At 32.7% G+C, this 16,633-nt stretch carries 13 protein-coding genes and 3 tRNA genes; 15 read left to right on the forward strand and 1 reads right to left on the reverse strand.

The annotated features are described in order from the left end of the window. Nucleotides 1–195: 195 nt before the first annotated feature. The 7 genes from K6T82_RS20280 to K6T82_RS20310 all read left to right on the forward strand — a co-directional run bounded on the left by K6T82_RS20280 (nucleotide 196) and on the right by K6T82_RS20310 (nucleotide 10,618). A complete protein-coding gene (locus K6T82_RS20280; protein WP_223710028.1) occupies nucleotides 196–3,336 on the forward strand; it encodes a SusC/RagA family TonB-linked outer membrane protein in 3,141 nt (1,046 codons plus the stop codon). A gap of 11 nt (nucleotides 3,337–3,347) precedes the next feature. Continuing rightward, entirely contained in the window at nucleotides 3,348–4,823 is a 1,476-nt protein-coding gene (locus tag K6T82_RS20285; RefSeq protein WP_223710030.1) for a RagB/SusD family nutrient uptake outer membrane protein, read from the forward strand. A gap of 236 nt (nucleotides 4,824–5,059) precedes the next feature. Beyond that, complete coding sequence (locus K6T82_RS20290) at nucleotides 5,060–7,045, forward strand: putative porin (protein WP_223710032.1); 1,986 nt, start codon at nucleotides 5,060–5,062, stop codon at nucleotides 7,043–7,045. Nucleotides 7,046–7,087: 42 nt separating this feature from the next. Continuing rightward, nucleotides 7,088–8,449 (forward strand): pyridoxal-phosphate dependent enzyme, encoded by a 1,362-nt coding sequence (locus K6T82_RS20295; protein WP_223710035.1) that lies wholly within the window; start codon nucleotides 7,088–7,090, stop codon nucleotides 8,447–8,449. An 80-nt stretch (nucleotides 8,450–8,529) separates the two neighbouring features. Further along, complete coding sequence (locus K6T82_RS20300; RefSeq protein ID WP_223710037.1) at nucleotides 8,530–9,012, forward strand: 3'-5' exonuclease; 483 nt, start codon at nucleotides 8,530–8,532, stop codon at nucleotides 9,010–9,012. 66 nt (nucleotides 9,013–9,078) lie between these two features. Beyond that, on the forward strand, nucleotides 9,079–10,350 hold the full coding sequence (locus K6T82_RS20305; protein WP_223710039.1) for a DUF2851 family protein: 1,272 nt from the start codon (nucleotides 9,079–9,081) through the stop codon (nucleotides 10,348–10,350). 40 nt (nucleotides 10,351–10,390) lie between these two features. Beyond that, nucleotides 10,391–10,618, forward strand: coding sequence for a PspC domain-containing protein (locus tag K6T82_RS20310; RefSeq protein ID WP_223710042.1), 228 nt, complete (start codon nucleotides 10,391–10,393; stop codon nucleotides 10,616–10,618). A gap of 62 nt (nucleotides 10,619–10,680) precedes the next feature. Here the strand turns inward: K6T82_RS20310 and K6T82_RS20315 are convergent, their stop codons facing one another. Further along, a complete protein-coding gene (locus tag K6T82_RS20315; RefSeq protein ID WP_223710044.1) occupies nucleotides 10,681–12,195 on the reverse strand; it encodes an amino acid permease in 1,515 nt (504 codons plus the stop codon). 260 nt (nucleotides 12,196–12,455) lie between these two features. Between K6T82_RS20315 and K6T82_RS20320 the strand changes: the two genes are divergently transcribed. The 8 genes from K6T82_RS20320 (at nucleotide 12,456) to K6T82_RS20355 (ending at nucleotide 16,605) form a co-directional block, all read left to right on the forward strand. Further along, nucleotides 12,456–13,337, forward strand: a complete 882-nt coding sequence (locus tag K6T82_RS20320; protein ID WP_338083355.1) for a ComEA family DNA-binding protein — start codon at nucleotides 12,456–12,458, stop codon at nucleotides 13,335–13,337. 14 nt (nucleotides 13,338–13,351) lie between these two features. Next, a complete protein-coding gene (locus K6T82_RS20325; protein WP_223710046.1) occupies nucleotides 13,352–14,494 on the forward strand; it encodes an acyl-CoA dehydrogenase family protein in 1,143 nt (380 codons plus the stop codon). Nucleotides 14,495–14,618: 124 nt separating this feature from the next. After that, nucleotides 14,619–14,813, forward strand: a complete 195-nt coding sequence (gene rpsU / locus K6T82_RS20330; RefSeq protein ID WP_026730435.1) for a 30S ribosomal protein S21 — start codon at nucleotides 14,619–14,621, stop codon at nucleotides 14,811–14,813. Nucleotides 14,814–14,911: 98 nt separating this feature from the next. Beyond that, nucleotides 14,912–15,805 carry a tyrosine-type recombinase/integrase gene (locus tag K6T82_RS20335; protein ID WP_223710049.1) on the forward strand — a complete coding sequence of 298 codons (894 nt, stop codon included), beginning with the start codon at nucleotides 14,912–14,914 and terminating at the stop codon, nucleotides 15,803–15,805. A 33-nt stretch (nucleotides 15,806–15,838) separates the two neighbouring features. Then, nucleotides 15,839–16,141, forward strand: coding sequence for a ribosome hibernation-promoting factor, HPF/YfiA family (hpf, locus tag K6T82_RS20340; protein WP_035652108.1), 303 nt, complete (start codon nucleotides 15,839–15,841; stop codon nucleotides 16,139–16,141). 90 nt (nucleotides 16,142–16,231) lie between these two features. Further along, nucleotides 16,232–16,305: transfer RNA gene (locus K6T82_RS20345), tRNA-Thr, on the forward strand. Between the two features lie 60 nt (nucleotides 16,306–16,365). Beyond that, nucleotides 16,366–16,446, forward strand: a tRNA-Tyr gene (locus tag K6T82_RS20350). An 87-nt stretch (nucleotides 16,447–16,533) separates the two neighbouring features. Continuing rightward, nucleotides 16,534–16,605: transfer RNA gene (locus tag K6T82_RS20355), tRNA-Thr, on the forward strand. Nucleotides 16,606–16,633 lie beyond the last annotated feature (28 nt).

A 16,633-nucleotide genomic window follows, 5' to 3' on the forward strand; every position in this document is an offset into this window, starting at 1 on the left:
AAAATTGTTAACATATTTTTATGATTAAAATTAAGTATTTTGTTACAAAAAAGCGTCAAAACCATCTGTGTGTTGGTTTTTTACGACCTAATGTTAATGTAGTATTAAAGAAATACAAAGCAAGTGTTAAAATCGCCTTGTAATTTTAAGAAATAATTAAGATGTTTGTCGCCTACTAATTCAAAATTTATAAAAATGAAATTAAAATTACTTTGGATCTATTCGCTATTGATAGCGTTATCTATTCAGTTCTCTTATGCTCAGGAGAGGACTGTTACAGGTGTTGTTTCAGGAGACACCGGAGTTATTCCAGGAGTTAATGTTGTTGTGAAAGGAACAAAAGTTAGTGCGCAAACAGATTTTGACGGGAGTTTCTCTATTAAAGCTAAAACTGGTGACGTACTTCTTTTTTCTTATGTTGGTATGGAGGATATGTCTGCTGTTGTAGGACCGTCATCTACAGTTAGTGTTAAAATGAAAGATACAGGAAAAGCTTTGGAGGAAGTTGTTGTTGTAGCTTATGGTAAAGCAAAGAAAAGTTCTTATACAGGTTCTGCAGTTTCAATTAAAGGTGAAGACTTTGCAAACAGAGCTGCAACAAACGTTTTGTCTGTAATTGAAGGAGCTTCTTCTGGTGTTCAAATTCAGAGTGCATCTGGACAGCCTGGTGCAGCGCCAGCTATCAGAATTCGTGGTTTTAGCTCTATCAACGGATCAAATACGCCATTATATGTTGTAGATGGTGTTCCTTATGCAGGAGATATCAGCAACTTGAATTCTGCCGATATTGAAAGTTTAACAGTACTTAAAGATGCTTCTTCGACTTCTCTATACGGTTCAAAAGCAGCTAATGGTGTTGTAATCATTACTACAAAAACGGGTAAATCAACTCAAGATAAATTCTCTTTAAATGTTAGTCAGGGTATGAGTTCAAGACTTATTAAAGAGTATGAGAGAGTGAATGCTTTTGATTATTATCCTTTAGAGTGGGAAGCAATTAGAAATAGCCGACCAATGGCTACTCAGGCTCAAATCGATGCAGCAAATGCATTTGCTTCTACTAGAGTTCCTGTGGTTTTGGTAACAAATCCATTTAATGTTCCAAACGATAAAATAGTTGGTACAGATGGAAAAATAAACCCAGATGCGAAATTATTATACCCGCAAGATTTAGATTGGGCTGCTCCGTTAGAAAGAGCGGGTGTTCGTCAGAATGTTGATTTTTCTTACCAAGGAAAAAGCGAAAGATCAAATTATTTTGCATCTATTGGTTATGTAAATGAAGAAGGATATGTTCGTAAATCAGATTACGAAAGAATTTCAGCAAGATTAAACCTTAATACATCATTAAAAGAATGGTTTAAAACAGGTGTTAATTTAACAGGTGCTACAACAGATTCTAATTTAGCTGTTGATGGTGTTGATAATACAAGTTCTTTTAACAATCCATTTAGAACAATCAGATACATGGGACCAATTTATCCAGTATATGACCATACTGCAAATGGAGATTATGTTTATGATGCTTTAGGTAATAAAGTGTATTCAACAGTGAGAGGAACAGGAGCTTCTAATGGTAGAAATATCGTTTATGAAACTTTAAATAATACAGATAATACTAAAGGAACTGCTTTATCTGCACGTGCTTATGCTGAAGTTAAATTCTTGAAAGATTTTAAATTTACATTTAATGCGTCTTTGGATAAATCATACAACAATAGAACGTATACTTATAATACTGAAATTGGAGATGGAGCGCCAACTGGATTAATCTCTAAAGAAGATAGAATTATTACAGGAGTTACTTATAACCAATTATTGAATTATGACAAGAAAATTGGAAATCATAACATTTCTGTTTTACTTGGTCATGAGAGTTTTGATTATGAAAGAAATTGGCTTACAGGTACAAAAACAGGTCAAGTTTCTCCTGATAATCCAGAATTTATTAACTACGCAACTACTACAGATTTAACGTCTTACACTAGAAATTATGGAACAGAATCTTATTTCTCAAGAGTAGGATATGACTATAGTGACAAATATATTCTTTCTGGTTCTTTTAGAAGAGATGGATCTTCAAAATTTGCAAAAGATAACCGTTGGGGTAACTTTTGGTCATTAGGAGCTGCATGGGTTCTTACAAGAGAAAATTTCTTACAGAATGTAGGTTGGTTAAATGAACTTAAATTAAGAGCTTCTACAGGACAAGTAGGTAATGATTCTCATACTAGTTTTGATGGATTAAGCTATTATGCTAGTTTGCCAACATTTAGTTTAGGATATGATAATGGTAGCGAAGGTGGAGTTGTAACAAATGCTTCTGGTGCTGCAGATTTACAGTGGGAAAAAAATACGCAAAGAGATATTGCTGTTGAGTTTGGATTATTTAAAAACAGACTTAGAGGTAGTGTTGAGTATTATAACAGAAAAACAGATGGTTTAATTTTTACAGTACCAAATCCATTGTCATCAGGTCTTGATAACAGAATCGAGAATATTGGATCTATGATAAACAGAGGTATTGAGGTTTCAGTAGACGGTCTTGTTGTAAAAACAAACGATTTTGCTTGGGGATTAAATGTTAACGCTTCAACAATTGAAAATGAGATTACAAGTTTACCTCAAAAAGAAATTATCAATGGAACTAAAAAATTAATGGTTGGACAATCTATGTACGACTACTGGTTGAGAGACTGGTACGGTGTAGATTCAGCTGATGGATATGCTTTGTATGTTTCAGATCCAGCTTTAATTGTTGCAGGAGATGCTACTCAAAGAGTTGTTAACGGAGTAAATGTAACAACAGACCAAAATAAAGCGTTATATCACTATGCAGGTTCTGCAATCCCTGATTTATACGGAAGTTTTGGAACTAATGTAGAGTACAAAGGTTTAAGATTAGAAGTTTTATTTTCTTACCAAATTGGTGGTTTGATGTATGATAGTAACTATGCTGCTTTGATGCACACAGGTAACAATTACGGATCTGCTTTGAGTGTTGATGCTTTAAACAGATGGCAAAAACCTGGAGATATTACAGATGTACCAAGAATGGATATTAACAGAAATACACAATCAACTGCAGCTTCTGACAGATGGTTAATTGGTTCAGATCATGTTTCTCTAAGACAAGTTAATTTATCTTATAAAATGCCTGCTAGTTTAATTTCAAAATTAGGAGTAGATAATGCTACTTTATATGCAAATGGTGAAAATTTAATGTTATTCACTAAACGTCAAGGAATGGATCCAAGTCAAACTTTTAATGGAACAACTCAAAACAGATATACTCCTTCAAGAGTTATTACTTTAGGTTTGAACTTAAACTTTTAAAAAAATACAATATGAAATCAAATTATATAAAACAGATATTTATAGCATTATCATTAGTATTGCTATCCTCTTGCTCGGACGATTTTCTGGATAAAACACCAACAGAGTATATCGATTATGATGGCGCTACTAAAACGACAGATAATTTAATGACTCTTTTAAATGGTATTCATAGATCTTTGTATGTTAGATATGAATCTAATCAAAATGAGAATGGACTTGGGAGTTTGATGCAACAGGTTGATATTGCAGGAGATGATATTGTTTATCCAGTAACTAACGGTTGGTTTTTACAGATTTATAACTGGAATGGTCAAGCAAACGAGAATGCACAGGACATTAGATTTCCTTACAGAACGTATTATAGAATAATTAGAAATGCAAACACGATTATTAATGCGACTGATGCTGCTGTAGGTTCAGATGCAGATAAGAAAATTGTAAAAGGTCAGGCGTTATTATATAGAGCTTTCTCTCACTATCAATTGGTGCAATTATTTGGTAAGAGATATGTAAACGGAACTACAAATTCTCAACTTGGTGTGCCAATTATTTTAACAGTTGGTAATGAAAATCATGCTCGTAACACAGTTGAAGAAGTATATGCTCAAATCAATAAGGATTTAGATGAGGCTAACGTTTTATTGGTTGGTTATACAAAACCTAATAATTCACATTTAAATTTAAAAGTTGCTCAAGGTTTAAAAGCTAGAGTTGCTTTAACTCAAGGAAATTGGGCTATTGCAGCAGACTATGCAGCTAAAGCGAAAACAGGTATCACTTTGATGAGTACTACCGAATATGTAAAAGGATTTAACGATTTTAACAATGTAGAGTGGATGTGGGGAAGCCACATTAATGAAGTTCAAACTGATTACTTTGGAAACTTTGGGGCTTATATGTCTAGAAACTATAACTCAACAGTTATTCGTTCTTGTCCAAAAGCAATCAACAGTAAACTTTATAATTTGATTCCAGCTACAGATGTGCGTTCTACACTATTTGATAAAACAGGTAGGCATACTGCGTTAAACTTGCCATCTACATATGCTAAATTTGCTTATACAAGTCAGAAATTTTTATCTTTAAGTACTGGTGACAGTAGATGTGATATTCCTTACATGCGTGTTGCTGAAATGTACCTTATTGAGGCAGAGGCAAAAGCTAGATTAGGACAAGCAGATGCTAATACTGTATTGTTTACATTAGTAAAAAGTAGAAACCCTTCATACGTTTTATCTACAAATGTAGGTCAGGCTTTAGTTGATGAAATTTTGTTTCAGAGAAGAATTGAATTATGGGGTGAAGGCTTTAGATTTTATGACTTAAAGAGAACAAATTCTGCCCTTGACAGATCTGGTGCAAATCATGATACAGCAATTACAGCTGGTGTTATCAATGTTCCTGCAACAGACAAAAGATGGCAGTGGTTGATTCCTAGAGCAGAAATCAATGCAAATCCATTAATTCAGCAAAACGATCTATAAATGGTAATTTAAATTAAGGAGATTAAAAGTCTTAAAACTTAATTTTTTCTTACACGAAATAATAATTATTTTGATTTTTTGAAAGCCCCGTACACTTTAGTGTGCGGGGTTTTCGTTTCAAAAGATCGAAAATTTTGTCATTTTATATTATATATTATGTTTTTTCGTTTATACGTTTTTATCTTTTACCTTTGCTCAACAAATTTTGTCAAAATAAATTTATACAAAGCCATCAAATGAGAATATTCATTTTTCTATATCTATTAGTTGTACCAACTTTATTGTTTTCTCAAGAAAAAAAAACTGCCGCTCCTAAGAAGGATTTAGATATGAATACGGAATATTCTAGTATTACTGATACCGTAAAAAAGAAAAAACAAAAAATAGCAACAATAGATCAGTATAAGATTGTTACGTTAGAACATGACACTATTTATGCTGATACTTCATTGACTATTAAAAGTGCTTACAGACAGAACCATCTTAGAAAAGATCTTTTCGGACTTTTAGAACTACCCAATATTGGCCAACCAATAAGTACCGTTCAATATAGCTTAACAAGTTTTTCTCCTTATCCAGAAATTGGATTTACAGGAAAACATTCCGTTTACATGCAAGCAGATCAAATTAGATATTATTCTGCAGCAACACCTTTTACAGAGTTGTTTTTTAATACAACAATTAATAAAGGACAAAACGTAGATTCGTTTATTACTTTAAATACATCTAAAAATCTTAACCTTTCGATTGCTTACAGAGGTTTAAGATCAGAGGGTGATTATATCAATCAATTGGTAAGCGCCGGAAATTTTAGATTTACAACCAGTTATGCAACCACAACCAGGCGTTATGCTCTTAACGCGCATTTTGCAAATCAGGATGTTATGAACGAAGAAAATGGAGGTATTACAAATGTTTCCAATTTTGAAAGTAATGACCCAGATTTTAAAAATCGCCAAAGATTACAAGTTTATTTAACCGATGCTGAATCTCTTTTGAAGGGAAAAAGATTGTTTTTTGATCATGCATTTAGAGTTAATCCAACCGATGGCAGTAATAATTTGTACATAACACATCAGTTTAATTACGAGTACAAAAATTATCAATACAAACAGGCAACTGTAGCTTCTTCTATTACCGATGAGAACAATGTAACTACAACAGTGAATCGTTTTGGAGATTCTTACGTAGCGAGCGGAATCAATGATCAGACAAGATATCAAAGACTTTATAATAAAGTAGGAGCTGCTTACGAAAATTCGCTATTAGGAAAGTTTAACTTTTTTATAGACGATTACAGATCAAATTACAAATACGATAGAGTTATCGTTGATGCTTCTGGTAATGCTATTCCTGCCAATTTGTACATGCAATTTAATAATGTTGGAGGAGAATACGAATATCAAAAAAACAAATGGAACGGTAGATTTTTATACTCAAGATCAATCACCAATCAGTCGCTTTCTAATTTAGATGCCAAATTAAGATATGATCTGAATGATAAAATTAAGTTTGATTTTAGATATCGTAACATCAATAAATTGCCGAACAATACCTATAATTTGTATCAAAGTAGTTGGTTAGAATACAATTGGTCTAATGATTTTAAAAACGAAAAAATAAATTCGCTTAGCGCCGAAATTCAAACGCCTTGGTTGACAGGACAAGTTCAATATACAGTATTGAAAGATCATTTATATTTTGCTAACGATACTGCAGTAGCGCCAGTTGCAAATGTTCAAATTATCGCACCTTATCAATATGGAAACACAATTAATTATTTGGAAATAAAAGCGAGTAAAGAATTTAAATTTGGACCTTTTGCGTTAGATAATACACTTTTATATCAAAAAGTAGATCAAAGTGATTTGATTTTAAATGTGCCTGATTTTGTAACAAGAAATACTTTTTACTACTCAGGTCACTTCTTTAAAAAAGCTTTATTCATGCAAACGGGTATTGTCTTTAATTATCTAACCAAATATTATGGAGATGATTACAATCCTGTTATTGCAGAGTTTTTTGTACAGCAAGACAAAAAGATTGGTGGATTTGGAACATTCGATTTGTTTGTGAATGCAAGGATTCGTCAGACTCGTTTTTATTTAAAAGCAGAGCATCTAAATGCGCTTTTTTCTCAAAGCAATTACTATTCAACTCCTAATATGCCTTACCGTGATTTTGTATTGCGTTTTGGTTTAGTTTGGAACTTCTTCCAATAAAAGAAGGATTTTATTCGAACCACATATTAAACTTAAATAAAAATGGACTTTTCAAATAATATTTTAGAAACAATTGGTAACACACCATTGGTAAAGCTCAACAAAATTGTTGCTGAAATTGATGCGTTAGTATTGGCAAAAGTCGAAACCTTTAATCCTGGTAATTCTGTAAAAGACAGAATGGCCGTAAAAATGATTGAAGATGCTGAGGCTGATGGCCGATTGAAACCTGGAGGAACTATCATTGAAGGAACTTCGGGAAATACAGGTATGGGATTGGCTCTTGTAGCTATAGTAAAAGGATACAAGTTAATTTGTGTTATCTCAGATAAACAATCTAAAGAAAAGATGGATATTCTTCGTGCAGTTGGAGCAAAAGTTGTTGTTTGCCCAACAGATGTTGAACCTTCAGATCCTCGTTCTTATTATTCGGTTTCAAAACGTCTTGCAGAAGAAACACCAAATTCTTGGTACGTTAATCAATATGATAATATGTCAAATTCTTTGGCGCATTATGAGCAGACGGGACCAGAAATCTGGAAACAAACAGAAGGTAAAATTACACATTTTGTTGTAGGTGTTGGAACAGGAGGAACAATCTCCGGAGTTGGAAAATATCTAAAAGAGAAAAATCCAAATATTAAAATCTGGGGAATCGACACGTATGGTTCTGTTTTCAAAAAATACCATGAAACAGGAATTTTTGATGAAAATGAAATCTACTCCTATATTACAGAAGGAATAGGAGAAGATATCTTGCCTAAAAATGTTGATTTTTCTCTGATCGACGGTTTTACAAAAGTGACAGATAAAGACGCAGCAGTTTATACTAGAAAAATTGCACTTGAAGAGGCTATTTTTGTTGGAAACTCTGCTGGAGCTTGTATAAAAGGTCTTTTGCAGCTAAAAGAACATTTTAAACCTGAAGATGTTGTTGTGGTGCTTTTTCATGATTCTGGAAGTCGTTATGTTGGTAAAATGTTTAATGATGACTGGATGCGTGAACGTGGTTTCTTAGAAGAAAACGTAACTAAAGCAGAAGATGTAATCAAAGACCATATTGACAAAGAATTAATTGTGGTTCGTACAGAAGAATTGGTTTCGCACGCAATTGAACGCATGCGTAAATACAAAATTTCGCAAATTCCAGTTGTTGATATAAATGGATTTGTTGGCTCTGTTGACGAAACAGATTTGTTTAGAAGCTATGTTGAAGACAAAAATGTTGCCGAAAAACCAATTAAAGAGGTAATGGGAAAACCTTTTCCAATTGTCAGATTAGGAACTCCAATCGAGGAAGTTTCTAAATTATTCTCAAAAGAAAATGATGCGGTTTTAGTAGATTTAGAAAATGGACATCATCATATTATTACAAAATATGACATTATTGGTTCAATAAAATAAGCCTTTCCCAAATAAACGAATCCATAAATCTAGTCGTCTTCAGGATTAGATTTGTGGATTTGTCTTTTTAAAAATATAAAATGAATTTTACAGCTATTGATTTTGAAACAGCGACAGGACATCATCCGTGCTCAGTCGGAATTGTTACCGTCGAAAACGGAGTAATCGTTGACGAATTTGTTTCTTTGATTAAACCACCAAATAATGAATATAATCCGTTTACGATTCGTGTTCACGGAATTTATCCAAAAGATACTGTCAATGCAAAATCTTTCTTTCAAATATATCCAGAAATTGAAAAGAGATTAAAAAATCGCGTTGTCGTAGCTCATAACGAAAGTTTTGATAGAAATGTCTTAATGAAGACAATGTTGCTGCATGGCTTAAATTATGAAGATTTAAATATTGCAGCAAAATGGGAGTGTACAGTCAAAATTTATAAAGCAAAAGGTTTCAAACCCACAAAATTAAGTGATTGCTGTAAGGAAATGAATATTCAGCTAAATCATCATGAGGCATTATCAGATGCTCGAGCCTGCGCAAAACTTTATATGCTTCGATAAATAATTTATTTTTGTAAGAATAATTGTAATTTTTTATTATTTTAGATGGTATAAATAAAGTCTAAAATGAAAGAAGATTTTCTTCATTATCTCTGGAAATTCAGGAAGTTTAATGCCTTGAATTTAAAAACTGCACAGAATGAGTTAATTACCATAATAAAAACGGGTGATTATTTGGAGCTTTCCGGTCCCGATTTTTTTAATGCTCATATTAAAATCGAAGATCAAAAATGGGCTGGCAATATCGAAATTCATTTAAAATCTTCTGATTGGTATTTGCACAATCATGAAAAAGATCCTGCTTATGAAAATGTCATTCTCCATGTAGTATGGGAGAATGATGCGCCAATCTATAGAAAAAACAATACCGAAATTCCTGTTTTGGTTCTTAAAGATTATGTGTCAAAAGAAATAATAGAAAGCTATAATGCATTGGTATCTCCAAAAACATGGATTTCCTGCGAAAAACAAATAAAAGAAATTGACACTTTTGTTTTCAATAATTGGCAGGAAAGATTGTTTTTTGAAAGATTGGAGCGTAAATCGAAATTTATTTTTGAAATTGTAGAAGAAACCAATCAAGATTGGGAAGCGGTTTTATTTTATCTGCTAGCAAAGAATTTTGGATTAAATACAAATGGGAATTCTTTTTTGCAGATTGCAAAAGCAATTCCGTTCTCTATCATCAGAAAAGAAAGTTTTGAATATGAAAACTTAGAGGCATTGTTTTTTGGAACCGCTGGCTTATTGGATGTCGAAAAAGAAGATATTTATTTTAAAGATCTAAAGTTTAGGTATTTCTATTTGCTGCACAAATATCAATTGGAGAAAAACTATGTTGATCCGGTTCAGTTTTTCAAACTCAGACCTGATAATTTTCCAACAATTAGACTTTCTCAGTTGGCTGGTTTGTATCATAAATATCAAAATTTATTCTCTAAAATAATTGATTTAAAATCGGTTAAAAATGTTTATGACGTTCTAAATGTTTCTGCGAGTTTATATTGGTCTAATCATTATCAGTTTGATAAAGAGAGTTCTAAGAAATCAAAAACATTGTCAAAATCATTTATAGATTTGGTGATCATTAATACGATAATTCCGCTCCAGTTCGCTTATGCAAGTATCATGGGGGAATCTGTTGAAGAGGATTTAATTGATTTTATGAAAGAAGTTGCATCAGAAAAAAATGCGACTATTGACAAGTTTAATTCGTTTGGAATTAACTCAAAAAATGCATTTGAGAGTCAGACTTTACTTGAGTTAAAGAAGGAGTATTGTAGTCAAAGAGCTTGCTTAAAATGTGCTTTAGGGTTGGAGTTGCTTAAAAATAATTAGATAATTTGTACTTTTGTGTAATCTAAAATCTAAATTAAAGATGTCAGCAATTTTAAGATTAAAATTCTTTTTCGAAAAATACGGTTTTCATGTTTCATCAAGACTGGCAGATAAACTCGGGATGCGTGTAACAAGCGTAAGGCTGTTTTTTATCTATATCTCTTTTGTTACAGCAGGACTGGGATTTGGAGTTTATTTGACGCTTGCTTTCTGGATAAGACTAAAAGATTTAATTCGTTCAAAAAGAACATCAGTATTCGATTTATAAAAAAGAAATAAAAAAAACCTGTTCAAATGCTGAACAGGTTTTTTATTTTTAAAGAAGATCTTTTAGATTTCTTCCGTTGTTTCGTTTTCAAGATTGTTAAGTTTCGCTCTATTCTTACTGTAAGCAAAATAAACGATAATACCTAAAGTTCCCCAACATAAGAAAGCAATCCAAGTATCGTGTCTTACCTGAGTCATTAGGAATAAATTGAAGGATACACCTAAAGTTCCAACTAAATAAACAGCAGGAGTCTTATAGTGTCTTTCCAATTCTGGTTTTTTGTATCTCAATATCATTACGGCAACGCAAACCATTCCAAATGCTAATAATGTTCCCATACTACACATTTCACTTACTTTTTCAATAGGAGTAAGCGCTGCAACAATAGAAATAATTGTTCCTACCAAGAATGTACTTTTGTATGGAGTTTTAAATGTTGTGTGTAGTTTGCTAAAAAATGGAGGAAGTAATCCGTCTCTAGACATTCCTAAGAAAATACGAGTTTGCCCTAACATCATTACAAGCATTACTGATGTTAAACCAGCAGTTGCGGCAATTGTAATGATAAATACAGCCCAAGTTAAACCATTTTCGCTAAAGGCAGAAGCTACAGGAGCCGCTTTATCCAATTGGTCATAATGAACCATTCCAGTTAACACTAACGAAACAAGAATGTAAAGAATCGTACAGATTACCAATGAAGCAATAATAGCAAAAGGAACATCTTTTTTAGGATTGATCGCTTCTCCAGCTTGAGTAGAAACAGCATCAAAACCGATATAAGCAAAGAATACTATAGTTGCTGCAGTTAGTACACCACCAAATCCAAAATTCATTTTTCCTGTAGCATTTCCAAGCGAATCTAGTGCAGGAACTTCTGTAGGAATAAATGGATGCCAGTTTTCTGTGTTGATATAAAAAGCACCGCAAATAATTACAAAAAGTACAACTGCAATTTTAACAATTACAATGATGTTATTTGTACTTGCAGCTTCTTTAATTCCTTTTACAAGAATTGCAGTTACAATCCATGTAATTATAAAAGCAGGTAAGTTAAATGCAAATGTTGGAATGTCAATTAAATCAGCAGGAAAAGCTTTGTTGTGTTCGATGATTTTTTCGGTAGCAGTATGAAGATCATTGCAGAGATAAATAGGAATATTGATTCCAAACAAATGAAGCAGTTTGACAAAATAACCGCTCCAGGCGACTGCAACTGTAGTGGCCCCCATCATATATTCCAGAATTAAATTCCAGCCAATGAACCAGGCAAAAATCTCACCAATTGTACCGTAAGCATACGCATAAGCAGATCCTTCTACTGGTAATACTGAAGCAAATTCAGCATAACAAAGAGAAGCAAACAAACAGCCTATACCTGCGATAACAAATGATAGAGCCAAAGCTGGACCTGCATAATCGTGAGCTGCGATCCCTGTTAAAGTGAAAATTCCTCCACCTATGATTGCTCCAATTCCTAATGAGGTCAATCCCCATCTGGTAAGGACTCTCTTTAAATCACTTTTTTTCATATCAGCCTCAAAGGCAGATATTGGTTTAACTCTCCAAATTGACATACTATTTTATTGGTTTATTTGTTATTAAGTGCCAAATGTATTGTTTTTTGTAAAAAATAAAAACATTTATCATGTTTTAAGTTATAAAAACTTTAATTTTTTTACAGTACTCGCAGGAAAGTTTCTTTAAGTATTGACATTCATTAAATTAATTGCTCTTTTATAAAAGATTCAATAATTTTTTGAAAACTACTTTTCTTACTAATTTTCTTTGATAAATTTGAGAGTTTTTTCCTTCTTTTTTATTTTAAACTTTTTTCATGATGAACTTTATCAAATATTTACATTTTACAAAATACCAGAGAACAAGTATTTTTTTGTTTTTCATTATCATAATCGGTTTGCAGGTATTTTATTTAATGATAGACTTTGATGCTTCTGAAAACGTGGATTACAAAAATGAGCAATGGAGTGCTTTTCAATCTGAAGTGGATGAATTAAAATTGGATAAACAAAATACGAAAACGGGTAATTATCTGTTCAATCCCAATTTTATTTCTGATTATAAAGGATATAAACTAGGTATGTCTGTTGAAGAAATTGATCGTTTGATGCGATTTCGTAAGGAAAATAAATATGTGAATTCTCCAGAAGAATTTCAGAAAATTACGGGAATTTCCGATTCGTTGTTAAATAAGATGGCGCCATTGTTTAAATTTCCAAACTGGACCCAGCAGAAAACTAATTTTAAGTCTCAAAAAGCAGACTTTGTTAAGAAGGACTTTTTGAAAAAAGAAAAGATTGAGGTTTTGGATATAAATCAGGCGACTCAAGAAGATTTAATGAAGTTGTATGGAATTGGAGAAGGATTGTCGTCCCGAATATTAAAACAAAAAGAGATTTTAGGCTACTTTGTGTCAATGGAGCAAATGAAGGATATTTGGGGGCTATCACCAGAAGTTATAAATGAATTAAACAGCCATTTTAAAGTGGTGATTCCTTCTACAGTAAAGAAAATAAATGTGAATGATGCTTCTTTAAAAGAATTGTCTCAATTTTCATATTTCAAATATGCGGTGGCAAAACAGATTGTAACCTACAGAAGTATGAATGGAAATTTTAATAATATTGAGGATTTGGCAAAAATTAAAGATTTTCCTGTAGAAAAAGCAAAAATAATTAGTTTATATTTGGAGTTCTAAAAAGAGCTTAACTAATGAACTTTGATTACAACGAAACGCAAATAATGATTGCACAGTCTATAAAAGATTTTGCAGAAAAAAATATTAAGCCTTTTATAATGGAATGGGATGAAGCGCAAATTTTCCCTATTCCTTTATTTAAGCAACTTGGCGAAATGGGCTTCATGGGGGTTTTAGTTCCAGAAGAATATGGAGGTTCGGGTTTAGGGTATCACGAATATGTTACAGTTATTGAAGAAATTTCGAAAGTAGATCCTTCTATAGGTTTATCGGTTGCGGCACATAATTCTTTATGTACAAATCATATTCTAACTTTTGGAAATGAAGAACAAAAGAGAAAATGGCTCCCAAAGCTTGCAACAGCTGAATGTATTGGTGCTTGGGGGCTAACAGAACACAACACAGGATCGGATGCTGGAGGGATGAACACAACAGCTGTTAAAGATGGAGATCATTGGGTTGTGAATGGTGCAAAAAATTTTATAACACATGCTATTTCGGGAGATATAGCTGTTGTTGTTGTTCGAACTGGTGAAAAAGGTGATTCAAAAGGAATGACTGCTTTTGTATTCGAAAAAGGAATGAAAGGATTTTCATCGGGCAAAAAAGAAAATAAGCTGGGTATGAGAGCAAGCGAAACTGCTGAACTTGTTTTTGATAATTGCCGTGTTCCAGATGAAAACAGACTTGGTGAAGTAGGACAAGGTTTTGTTCAGGCAATGAAAATTCTCGATGGAGGAAGAATCTCTATTGGGGCATTGTCTTTAGGAATTTCAAAAGGGGCTTATGAAGCGGCATTGAAATATTCAAAAGAAAGACATCAGTTTGGTCAACCAATCAGTAATTTTCAAGGAATTTCTTTTAAATTAGCAGATATGGCAACAGAAATCGAAGCTTCTGAGTTGTTGTTGCATAAAGCTGCTTTTTTAAAACAAAAACATAAACCGGTTACTACTTCTGGCGCAATGGCAAAAATGTATGCTTCTGAAGCTTGCGTTAAAATTGCCAATGATGCGGTTCAGATTCATGGCGGATATGGGTATACAAAAGATTATCCGGTAGAAAAATTTTATAGAGATTCGAAACTGTGTACCATAGGAGAAGGAACCACTGAAATTCAAAAACTGGTTATTTCTAGAAATTTACTAAAAGAATAAAGTGTAATTTTATAAGTTTAAAAAACTCTTTTTGATTTTTTTGAAAAATAATTTGCGATTTATAATTGATAATTAATAATTAATAATTACTTTTGCAGCCTTAACGAGAGGAGGTGTCTATATTATGTTAATTATACCAATTAAAGACGGAGAAAATATCGATAGAGCATTAAAGCGCTATAAAAGAAAATTTGATAAAACAGGAACTGTTCGTCAATTAAGAGCACGTACTGCTTTTATTAAGCCTTCTGTTATCAAAAGAGCTCAAATTCAAAAAGCTGCTTACATTCAAGGTTTGAAAGATAGCTTAGAAAGTTAATATTAGCTTTTCAAAAATAATTACCGTTAGCGGTCAAAATGTTTTAATTTTGATGCTAACGGTTTTTTTATGCTTAATTTTGAGATATTTTATTTTTTATGAAAACGAATAAAGAGGCTTTTGGTGATTATCTTTTGTTGGAGAAAAAGTATTCTGTTCATACGGCTAATGCTTATTTGAATGATTTGATGGCGTTTGAGATTTTTGTAAAAGAAAATTTTGAGCAAGATTGTATCGATAATGTAAATTATAGTCAAATTAGGAGGTGGATTGTTTTCTTGGTGGATCAAAATATTTCAAATGTATCTGTGAATAGGAAAATGGCTTCCTTGAAAGCTTTTTATAAGTTTCTTTTAAAGTCGAAGCAGATTGAGGTGAATCCTATGTTGAAGCATAAATCTCTGAAAACTCCGAAGGTAGTTCAAGTTCCTTTTTCGGAAAAAGAGTTGAAGGATTTGTTAGGTCAGATTGAGGATTCTGTTGGTTTTGAAGAGGTGCGCGATAAGTTGATTGTTGAGATGTTTTATGTGACGGGAATGCGTCGTGCAGAATTGATTCATTTGATGATTAAAAATGTAGATCGCTCGACAGGTATTATAAAGGTTTTGGGAAAGAGAAACAAAGAGAGGTTGATTCCGATTTTGCCAATTATTGAAAATCAGATCGACTTATATATAAAGGAGAGGGGTAGTTTGGAAAATTTAACTGATTCGGATTATTTCTTTGTTTCGAAAAAAGGATTAAAATTGAGTGAATCTTTTGTTTATCGTTTAATAAATTCATACTTTAGTAGGGTCTCAGAAAAGGTGAAAAAAAGTCCGCATGTGCTTCGTCATACTTTTGCAACTCACTTGTTGAATAATGGGGCAGATTTGAATTCAGTTAAGGAGTTATTAGGGCATTCTAGTTTGGCGTCTACACAAGTTTATACTCATAATAGTTTGGCGGAGCTTAAAAAAGTATATATTGATGCACATCCGCGGAATAAGTAGTAATTTCAAAGTGTTAATCCTAAAATTTTTATTATGAAGGTAGATGTTCATGCAGTTAACTTTACTGTTGACAGAAAATTGGTCGATTTTATTCAGGAGAGAATGGATAAGTTGGAAAAATACTACGATCGTGTGGTTTCATCGGATGTTTTTTTAAAAGTTGAAAGAACGAGTGATAAGGAAAATAAAGCGGTTGAGATTAAGATTAATGTTCCTGGTGATGACTTTTTGGTAAAAAAACAGTGTAAGACATTTGAAGAGGCTGTGGAGCTTTCGGCAGAATCTTTAGAACGTTTGCTTGTAAAAAGGAAAGAAAAAATAAGAGCGCACATTTAATTGAAATTTTTTTTAAAAAATGTTTTGATTAAAAGATAAAATAGCTACATTTGCAGTCCGTTAGAAATAGCGGACTTTTTTAATGTATTCGCCGATGTAGCTCAGCTGGCTAGAGCAGCTGATTTGTAATCAGCAGGTCGTGGGTTCGAGTCCCTCTATCGGCTCAATAATTTCCAAATACGATTTGGAAATTGGTTCTTTAAAATAATGGAATTTTAAAATTAGGGGAGATACTCAAGCGGCCAACGAGGGCAGACTGTAAATCTGCTGTGTGAACTTCGCAGGTTCGAATCCTGCTCTCCCCACTAAAAAGAAGTTGGGATTTTAGATTGTAGGTTTTGGATTAATAAAATCTAAAATTTAAAATCTGAATTCTAAAATCAGAACTCTCTGCCGGTGTAGCTCAGGGGTAGAGTGCTTCCTTGGTAAGGAAGAGGTCTCGGGTTCAAATCCCGACATTGGCTCAAGTAAGTAGGAAATTGAAAATTAATA

Source organism: Flavobacterium potami (assembly GCF_020026915.1).
GTDB classification, from domain to species: Bacteria; Bacteroidota; Bacteroidia; order Flavobacteriales; family Flavobacteriaceae; genus Flavobacterium; species Flavobacterium potami.